Here is a 9,600-nt window from a genome sequence, read left to right as displayed (position 1 = left end):
CCGCGCTATTAACGGAGTAGTCACTGGAGAGCTACGTGCACCGAAAGGTGCCCGCGTGGTTCGGACCGGGGGCCGCTGGAAAAGGACCGTGGAAACGCGACACCTCGCCAGCGGCCTACCGGTGTTGCACGACCCGGCGACGCTGATGGTGGCGTTCGACCGGGTCGCGGGCAACCGGGGTTCCCGGACCGCCGGCGTGGACGGCCTGACGGTCGCCGATGTCGAGTCGGCCCCGGGGGTGCCCGGGTTCCTGGACGCTCTGCGCGCGGATCTGAAGTCCGGATCGTTCCGGCCGCTTCCGGTGAGGGAACGCAAGATCCCCAAGCCCGGCGGGGCCGGGAAGGTCAGAAGCCTCGGGATTCCTTCCGTCGCCGACCGGACCGTTCAGGCCGCGCTGAAGCTGGTGCTGGAGCCCATTTTCGAGGCCGATTTCCTTCCGGTCTCCTACGGGTTCCGGCCCAAGAGGCGGGCTCAGGACGACGCGGATGGTGTCCCGCTGGTTGGTGCAGCCGATCTTGGTCAGGGCGTACGCCCGGGGGCGCATGCGCGCGTAGGCTCCGCTCCCTGCTCATCAGGCGGGCCACCGTGCAATTCTCCCTGGTAAACGGCGTGTTCAGCCCGGGAGGTGCACGATGGCCCTGACCCAGCATGACTTACTCCGCCTACTTGAGTCACTACGTTCAGCGGACGGCCTCGAACTGGTCCGCTCGGTGGCCGAGCGGATGCTGCAGGAGCTGATCGAGGCCGAGGCGAGTGCGAAGATCGGTGCGGAGTGGAACGAGCACACCGACACCCGCACCGCCTACCGCAGTGGCCACCGGGAGCGGACGCTGACCAGCCAGGCCGGCGACCTGGACCTGGCCATCCCCAAGCTGCGCTCGGGCAGCTTCTTCCCGAGCCTGCTGGAGCGGCGGCGCCGGATCGACCAGGCCCTGTACGCCGTCATCATGGAGGCGTACGTGCACGGCGTGTCCACCCGGTCGGTCGACGACCTGGTCAAGGTCCTCGGCGCGGACACCGGGATCTCCAAGAGCGAGGTCTCCCGGATCTGCGGCGACCTGGACGTCCAGCTGACTGCGTTCCGCAACCGGCCCCTGGACCACGTGCGCTTCCCGTACATGTACCTGGACGCGACCTACTGCAAGGCCAGGGTCGAGCACCAGATCGTCTCCCGGGCCGTGGTGATCGCCACCGGGATCACCGAGGACGGCGGCCGCGAGGTGCTGGGCGTGATGGTCGGCGACAGCGAGACCGAGGCGTTCTGGACCCAGTTCCTGCGTCACCTGCGCGAACGCGGCCTGAGCAGGGTCCGCCTGGTGATCGGCGACCATCATTCGGGACTGGTCAAGGCCATCCGGAAGGTCATGCTCGGGGCCGCCTACCAGCGTTGTCGTGTTCACTGAAGCCGTAGAGAAACAAGGTGTCGCTTCTGTCTGCTGGCGTCGTTGATCTGGTATGGCGTTTTCGGAGGGGGTGCGCGGCCAACTCGCCGTGCGATTCGAGGTGTTGCTGCCGCATCTGAACGAGCGGCAGCGCCGGTTGATGTGTGCGACGGAGGCCCGGCTGCTCGGTCATGGCGGGATCCGGGCCGTCGCCCGTGCCGCCAAGGTGAGTGAGACGACGGTCCGCCGAGGCGTCCTCGAGCTGGAGTCCGGCGAACTCGAGCTTTCCGAAGGGCGGGTACGTAGGCCAGGCGGGGGACGCAAGCGCGCCGAGGAGGTCGACTCCGGGGTGCTTCCCGCGCTGATGGCGCTGGTGGAGCCGGACGAGCGAGGCGATCCGATGTCGCCGCTGCGCTGGACGACGAAATCGCTGCGGAGCCTGGCCCAGGAACTGACCCGACAGGGTCACCCCGTCTCGGCGATGACGGTGGGCCGGCTGCTGAAGGAGAACGGGTTCAGCCTGCAGGCTCAGGCCAAGACGCTGGAGGGCAAGCAACACCCGGACCGAGACGCCCAGTTCCGATACATCAACGAGCAGGTCAAGCAGCATCAGGCTGACGGCGAGCCGGTGATCAGCGTGGACACGAAGAAGAAGGAGATGCTCGGCCAGCTGCCGAACGTGGGCCGTCAGTGGCGGCCGAAGGGCGACCCGGTCCAGGTGGAGGACCACAGCTTCTTCACCGGCCCGAAGGGCGATGCGGCCATCCCCTACGGCATCTACGACCTGACCGCCGATACCGGCTGGGTCAACGTCGGCGTCGACCACGACACCTCCACCTTCGCGGTCGCCTCCATCCGTCGCTGGTGGCAGGCTCGCGGGCACCATGACTACCCGCACGCCACCCGTCTGCTGATCACCGCGGACGCGGGTGGCTCCAACAGTTACCGCTACCGGGTCTGGAAGTCCGAACTGGCCGCCTTCGCGGCCGAGACGGGCCTGGCCGTCACGGTGTGTCACTTTCCTCCCGGCACATCGAAATGGAACAAGGTCGAGCACCGCTTGTTCTCCCATATCGCAATGAACTGGCGCGGCCGCCCGCTGACCAGCCACGAAGTGGTCGTCAAGACCATCGCCGCGACGCGGACCCGCACCGGGCTACAGGTCGAAGCGGAACTTGACCCGGGCTCGTATCCCACAGGCACTACGGTCAGCAAGGCGTACCTGGACTCGCTCCCGATCGAGCAGCACCCCGAGCGCGGAACCTGGAACTACACCATCCACCCCGACGGCCCGGCCCCCAGCGAGCACGAATCGGTTCGCAGGCCCGGGGACACGACCCGCACCCAGTTCCTGGAGATGCTGGCCGACCCGCTCCTGACCGGGATGACGCGGGAAGAGTTGGCCGCGCTGAGCGACCAGCTGGCTCCCGCGCAGGCCGCACAGCGGGAAGAACGCTGCTACCAGCACCGCGGCGGACGACGGCGCAAGGCACCCGGCGACCACGGCCGCCCCCTGCTGACCGGCCCCGACAAGGTGCTGATCACCGTGCTCTACCTGCGGCAGGTCTGTTCCCAGAAGGTCTTGTACTACATGCTCGCGCTCAGCGACCGCACCATCAGCAAGGCCATCGGCGACACACGACGGCTGCTGGACGACACCGGTACCTCTGTCGGTCTCTCCGCAGTCCGGTTCACCAAGCCGGACCACCTGGTGGCGTTCCTGCACACCGGAATGTCACCCACCGAAGTCCGGCCCGCACTCCCGGAACAGCTCTCCGACCCGGCACTGACCGGCATGAGCCGCACCGACCTCCACGCCCTGATCGACCGGCTCTCGAAACGGCAGGCCGCGCTGGTCGAACGACGGCGCTTCACGCAGCGCGGCGGGCACCGCCAGCCCGGAACCCGCTCCGGGGTGTTCCGACAAAAGATCAACGACTCTGAGCGCGTCCTGGCCACCGTGCTCATGGACCGAAAGGTCTGCACCGGAGGAGTCCTCACCGAGCTCTTTCAGATCACCAGAGGCACTCTCACGAACGCCTTCCGCGACGTCCGCCCTCTCCTGGAAGAGGACGGAATCACCTCCCCGCCGGCATCGGTGACGCACCGCACTGTGGAAGCCCTCCTGGCCAGCACTGCCACGAAATCCAACACGCCGACACAACCAGCAACTTGATTACGTACAGGTTCACTTCCTGCGCAATGTCTTCGGCGTGATCAGCAAGGAGTCGGCCGAGATGGTCGCCGCGACGATCCGCACGATCTTCGCCCAGCCCAGCGGCGAGACTGTCCGTGCCCAACTCGACACCGTCGCCGACATGCTCGGCGGCCAGTTCCCCAAGGTCAAGGCGATGCTCCTGGAAGCAAAGGAGGACCTGACCGCGTTCGCGGTCTTCCCCGAACGCCACTGGAAGAAGATTCAGTCCACCAATCCACTGGAGCGGGTCAACCGCGAGGTCAAGCGCCGCGTCGACGTCGTCCAGGTCTTCCCCAACGACGACGCGCTCCTGCGACTGGTCACCGCCGTCCTGTTCGAACTGCACGACGAATGGATCGCCTTCCCCCGCCGCTACCTGCCCGAGGGAAGCATGGATCAGCTTTACCCCGCCGAGCTCCCCGACAGCGCCCCCGCGCTACCGAACACCACCAACACGCCCTGACCAAGATCGGCTGCACCAACCAGCGGGACGCCATCTGTCCCGCACGAAGGTGTTCTTGCCGCGGCCCGGCGATGGGAGGTTGTCAGTACCCCTGAGAGACCAGCAAGGACAGTTGCCTGGAGGATTCGACGTGCATGCCGGGCGCGACCTCCCCGGCAGTCACGCGTAAGAGTCAACTCCTTGAATTCTCGAACGCGCTGTCGAATTCTCGGGGGTGTGGCCTCTCGGTCCTGTTGTTTAGCGTCAGCAGCGCTTCACAGGCCGATATGGCCGAATTCATCCGGCGTCCCGAAGGTGGCGATGACTGTGACGCCCCCCGCCTGGCAGCCGGGCTCTGCGTGATCATTCTTCCAGTCGAGTCGACCATCGAAGCAGGTCAGGTGCGAAAATTGACGAGGGGGAAGCGAGCTGAGACTGTCAACGGCGCTTGATCCATTTCGCCTGAGAGGCGGGCGGCGTGTTCGAGTCATATTTGGCAGGGGGCACCGCTTAAATTCGCGGATTTCCCGGGGCTCTGTCAGTGGTGACGGCTACTTTCCAAAACGAGGTCCGGATATGCGGCCCTTGGCACCGTGGATGGGGGAGTGGTGACGCCAGAAGAGCCGAAGTTGGGCCTGGCTGACGACGTGACTGATGCGCGTCAGGTGGTGGGATACCTGGTGCGGCCGGAAGCCAACGACTACATCGCGATCATGGATGTGCTGGAGGGGTCGGTGACCGACCTGACGGTTGCCGAGGTCGTGGCAGCACTGGTGGCTGCCGGAGTGCGCTTGGACGCACGCTTGGTGGAGAAGCGCCTGGACGCGCTGAAAGACATGGGTGCGGTTTCGTTCCGGTCGGACACCAGTCACGCGCGCCGGTACGCCGAGATTCTGCCCCGGAACTGGCGCTACACCGCCAGCCCGGCGGGCAGGCACGTCCAGCGTTTCTACCGCCAGGTCCTGGCGGGGACGGTCACCGTGCGGGAAATCCCGATCGTGTCGCTCAGCCGCATCGTGTCCCACCTTGAGCAGCTCGCTGCAGCCCTGGGCGTGGGCGAGCCCGATGCCAGCCTTCTCGACGCTACCGTGCTGGATGCCGTGAGTTCTGTGTTCACCAGCCACGACGACCTCGACGCTGCCCTGGTGGGTGCCGAGGATGCCCTGATCGGTCTCGCCGACCGGTTCGACCTGGACGAGGAACGCACCAACGACCTCAAGGGTCTTCTGGTCGACTACGCCACCCGCGTGGCAGTCGAACTCGACTCCGGCTCCGCACAGGCCGCCGCAGCACTCGCGGTGCTGCGGCCGTGGTTCGGCCTGCTGGCCCAGGCGGTCGTCGATGCCTCCCAGGCCCGTGACCTCATCGCCGCGGGCGCCCTCAGCGCCTCCCGCGGCGGCCGCGCGGAGGACTGGGACGGACTGTGCGTGTGGTTCGATGCCCGAACCGGACGGGCCGCACGTTTGTCGCTGCGCCTGGTGAGGGCGCTGCCAGGCATGCACGCCAACCTGCGTCGGCTGCACTCCTCGGCAGGCACCGCCTCCACCCGTAGCCGCGCCTTGGCCCTGGCCCGGGCGGTGCTGACTCCGGAGATCGGGGTGCAGATCTTCCAGGCCGCGGTCGGCGACCATTCCTGGCGCAAGCTCTACGGCCAGGCCGACGAGGACGACATGGGCCGCAACCCGTCCTGGCGTGGCGGACCGCAGGTGCCGGTGCCGACACTGCTGCGCACCGCCGGCCGGTCGGGGCCGCGTGGCAGAGGCGCCGCACCACGCGACGACACCGTGGCCAAGGCCCAGGTCGCCGAGGCCCGGGCACGCCGCCACGCCGGACACCAAAGGGCGCTCGCCGAGGTCCTGGCCGCGCTTCCCGGCGAGCAGTTGGACGAGGCAGCCGCCCGGGTCGCGCTTGCCGCCCTGATGGCCGCCGCGCGCGCCGCCGCAACCGGGCCCCGCCGCACCGGCACGAGCGGGGGTCTTGCCTGCACGCTCGTGCACACCGGCTCTGGTACCGGCATCCTGCACGCCCCCACCTGGAGGGTGCTCCTGCCCGGACGCATCCCGCTCTTCCATCGGCCCGGCCAGCGCCCTTCGGCCGCGGCCCTCGCCGCCCTCGCGGGAACGACGATGACGGACGACATCTCGGCGCACGCAACACTGCGCATCACCCCGCACACCGGCCCGAGCACGTCCGACAACGAAACCTCCTTCATCATCTCCCGGCAGGAGGGCGCAGCATGAGCGAGGACACGGACGTTCCCGTACACGAGCAGGAGTCCGCACCGGATCCGGCATCCCCGTCTTCTCAGCAGCGGCGCAGGGCATGGCGCCCCGAGGCCGACGCCGAGGCAGCCGCACTCCTGCGCCGCCTGGCGGCCACCTGCTGGCTCATCGGCGGCCGCGACGACGAACTTATTGCCGCGGTACGCCGCAACGAGCACGCGCTGCGCTCCGCCGTCGCCCGGCTGGGATGGGTCCTGATCGTCGAACGCGACCTGGTCCGCCTGCGCAAGAGCCCGCCACCACGCCCCCAGGCGTGGGCCGACCAGGGACCGAATGCCGCCGCCTGCTCCTGGTTCTTCCTGCTGCTGGCTGCCGCCGAGTCGATGCCGCCGCGTACCGCCGTGGGACACCTGGTCACCCAGGCCCACGCTGCCGCTGCCGAGGCCGGACTGCCCGTCCACCACGACATCACGGAACGTCGGGCGATCCTGGCCGCCCTGCACATGCTCGACGACCGCGGCGTGATCGAACGCCTCGACGGTGACCTCGACCGCTACCTGCACGACGAACAAGCACCAGTGCTGCTGGCCGTCCACCACACCCGGCTGGCCTACGTCATCGCCAACCCCGGCACCCTCGATCCGGCCGCCGACCCCCACGCATGGCTGGAACAGGCACAGCGCGAACCGGACGCCGCCCGCCGGATGCGCCGCGCGCTCGTGGACGACACCTGTGTACACACCGCGCTACTGGACGATGCCGAGGCCCAGTGGCTGAGCCAGCGTGTGCGCGGCGACGACGGCGGCCCGCTGGCCGACGCGTTCGGGCTCGTACTGGAACGCCGCGCGGAGGGAGCCGCATTCGTGGTGCCTGACGACGCCCTTCGCCACCTCAGCGAACTCGGCCCGATGCCCTTTCCGGCACCCGGAACCATTGCCCACGCCGCGCTGCTGCTCCTCGACCATGCCGCCCTGCACGGCGCCGTTGAGAACGCCCCCGGACCGGGCTGGCGCAGCCTGAGTGAGGAGGCGGTGGTGGCAGCACTGACGGCATTCGGCGCCGACAACACCTCCGGCCGCGGCGGCTGGAGCACCGAGTACGTCCGAGACCCCTTTCTACTGGTCGCTAAAGTCCGCGACCTGCTGACGGGCACCCACCTGGCTCGGTTGACCCCCACCACCCCGCAGGTTGATGGCGAGACGACGCTCATGTGGTGGTTCGCCCCCACCACCGGCCGTTGGGCGGAGGAAGGCACCGCCCAGCCCAAAACCGCCCGCACTCGCTCACGCCGCGGCACACCCACACCGCAGCGCCCCCATATCCCCGTACAGCAGGGCCTGTTCAGCGCGACCGAGACCGACAAGAACCCGGAGGGACACCCTGCATGAGTGGCATCTTCGACCTCGACTTCACCCTGCCGCCGGCGCCCGCACCGTCAGGCAACACCGGCCGCTTCGGCGGCCGCTGGCGGCTGGTCGGCGCCGGGCTGTCGAACGTGTGGCGCTACGGCGACCTGGAATTGCCTGCCGCATCGGGCCGGCTGCTGCTGCGCGGACCCAACGGGACCGGCAAGACCACCGCTCTGGAAGCCTTGTGGCCCTATCTGCTTGATCTGAACGGAGCCAAACTGGCCGCCGGCAAGGCACGCCCCACCACCCTGAAACTCCTGATGAGCGAAGGCGCCCCTGCCAAGGGCCGCCGTTACGGCTATCTTTGGCTGACGTTCGCAGCCCCGGCCGGCGAACCGGCACCGAACACGCCGGACGGGGCGGCAGACGGCGTCGTCAGCTTCGGTGTCCGGCTGCAGTACTCGCCCAGCTCCACCCCCGCCGTCAGGGTCGTTCCCTTCACCGTGCCGGGCCGGCCGCTGAAGGACCTGGCGCTGCGCGGCCCCCACAACAGCGCCTTGGAGCATGAGGAGTTCTCCGACGGCGTCGAGGCCGTCGGCGGACGGGTCTTTGCCGAGCCCGAGGACTACATCGAAGAGCTGGCCGCCCGCATCTGGTCCACCACCTCCGGCGAACTGAGGCTTCTCGCTTCACGGCTGCGGGAAGTGCGCAATCCCACCCTGCTGGGCGACGTCTCCCCGGCCGCAGCCGCCGACGCACTGCGCCAGTCCCTGCCCGGCGTGGCTGAGGACGTTCTCACCGCCACCGCCGAGGCCCTCGCCGAATCCGACACGACCCGCGAGGCGTTCGAACGCGACGAGCGCGCCGCCACCCTCCTCGAGGAGTTCGCCCGCGTATGGACCGGGCACGCCGTCGACGTCACCCGCACCGCCCACACCGCCGCACGCCACGCCCACGACGACGCCAGCACCCGCAAGCGCCGCGTCCAGCAGTGCACCGGCCTGCTGGAGAGCGCGAAGGCCGAAGCCGATCAGGCCGCAGGCGACGTCCAACGGCTCGACAACGCCCACCAGAAGGCTCAGGCCGCCGTCCGCGCCATCGAGACCAGCGATGCCTACCGCTCCCACGGGCACGTCATGGACCTGCGTAAACGGCTCCGCGCCGAACAGCGCGCCGCATCCAGCAGCTACGACAGCCTGCACACCGCCGCCCAGCAGGCCCGCACCCAGACCAAGACCGGCCGAGACGCCCTCGACGACGCCATCGGTGACATCGAGGACACCCTGGCCGACGCGGAGGCGGCCGGTTCCCCGCCGGTGGCCCTTGAGACCCTGCTCGCCCACCACCCCCGGGCCCGCGTCACCCGTCCGGTCGCCGACCGCATCGCCGATCCAGGTCCGGGCATCACCCTCACCTACGACCGCGAAGGCCTCGACCAGCTTGCCACCACGTTGAGGACCCGAGCCCAGGAACACCGATCCACGGCCGACCGGGCCACACTGGTCCTACGCGACCACGGCCCCGTCGCGGCGGCCGAAAAGACAGCCGAGACCGCACACCGCACAGCAGCCGGCGCCGAGAGCGCCTACGACGAAGCCAGCCAAGCCCATGACCGCGCCACCGCGGCGGCTCGCTCGGCCGCCCGCCAGGCACTCGCCGAGTTGACCCGGTGGGCACCCGAACACCCCGCTCTGCGGGGCCTGCACGACGAAGCACCCCTGGCCGGGGACGAACTGACGGTATGGGACACGGACGACGTCGAGGCCCTCATCCACGCAGAACCCGCCGCGGTCCGCGACCAGCTCAACACCTGGGCCGACCAAGCCCTGCGCATCGGCGAAACCCTCGCCGCCAGTCACGAGAGCGCAGCCCAGCAGCACCTTGAACCGCCCCGTGTCAGGTAGAGACTCGATTCCGTGAAAGGATTGAGTCATGGCACGACCCTCCCGTTACCCGCTTGAGCTGCGCCGTCGCGCGGTGCGCATGGTCGCCGAGGTGCGCGACGACT

At 68.9% G+C, this 9,600-nt stretch carries 5 protein-coding genes and 2 pseudogenes; all 7 read left to right on the top strand.

The annotated features are described in order from the left end of the window. Positions 1-88: 88 nt before the first annotated feature. Positions 89-604 carry a hypothetical protein gene (locus tag JS756_RS35280; RefSeq protein ID WP_438817370.1) on the top strand — a complete coding sequence of 172 codons (516 nt, stop codon included), beginning with the start codon at positions 89-91 and terminating at the stop codon, positions 602-604. Between the two features lie 28 nt (positions 605-632). Continuing rightward, positions 633-1,400 (top strand): annotated as a pseudogene (locus JS756_RS35275) (IS256 family transposase); the annotation flags it as partial. Positions 1,401-1,455: 55 nt separating this feature from the next. Beyond that, entirely contained in the window at positions 1,456-3,558 is a 2,103-nt protein-coding gene (locus JS756_RS35270; protein ID WP_205387355.1) for an ISAzo13 family transposase, read from the top strand. 7 nt (positions 3,559-3,565) lie between these two features. Beyond that, positions 3,566-4,042, top strand: a pseudogene (locus JS756_RS35265) (transposase); the annotation flags it as partial. A gap of 626 nt (positions 4,043-4,668) precedes the next feature. Beyond that, a complete protein-coding gene (locus JS756_RS35260; protein ID WP_205387354.1) occupies positions 4,669-6,261 on the top strand; it encodes a DUF2397 family protein in 1,593 nt (530 codons plus the stop codon). Continuing rightward, on the top strand, positions 6,258-7,631 hold the full coding sequence (locus JS756_RS35255; RefSeq protein WP_240204853.1) for a DUF2398 family protein: 1,374 nt from the start codon (positions 6,258-6,260) through the stop codon (positions 7,629-7,631). The genes JS756_RS35260 and JS756_RS35255 overlap by 4 nt, the downstream gene beginning before the upstream one ends. Beyond that, positions 7,628-9,496, top strand: coding sequence for a hypothetical protein (locus JS756_RS35250; RefSeq protein WP_205387353.1), 1,869 nt, complete (start codon positions 7,628-7,630; stop codon positions 9,494-9,496). Before JS756_RS35255 ends, JS756_RS35250 begins: the two co-directional genes overlap by 4 nt. The last annotated feature ends 104 nt before the right edge of the window (positions 9,497-9,600 follow it).

Origin of the sequence: Streptomyces actuosus (assembly GCF_016921115.1) — a bacterium.
Lineage (GTDB): Bacteria > Actinomycetota > Actinomycetes > Streptomycetales > Streptomycetaceae > Streptomyces > Streptomyces actuosus_A.
The sequence above is the reverse complement of the archived record's forward strand: the minus strand, read 5'-3'. Positions and strand labels throughout refer to the sequence as shown.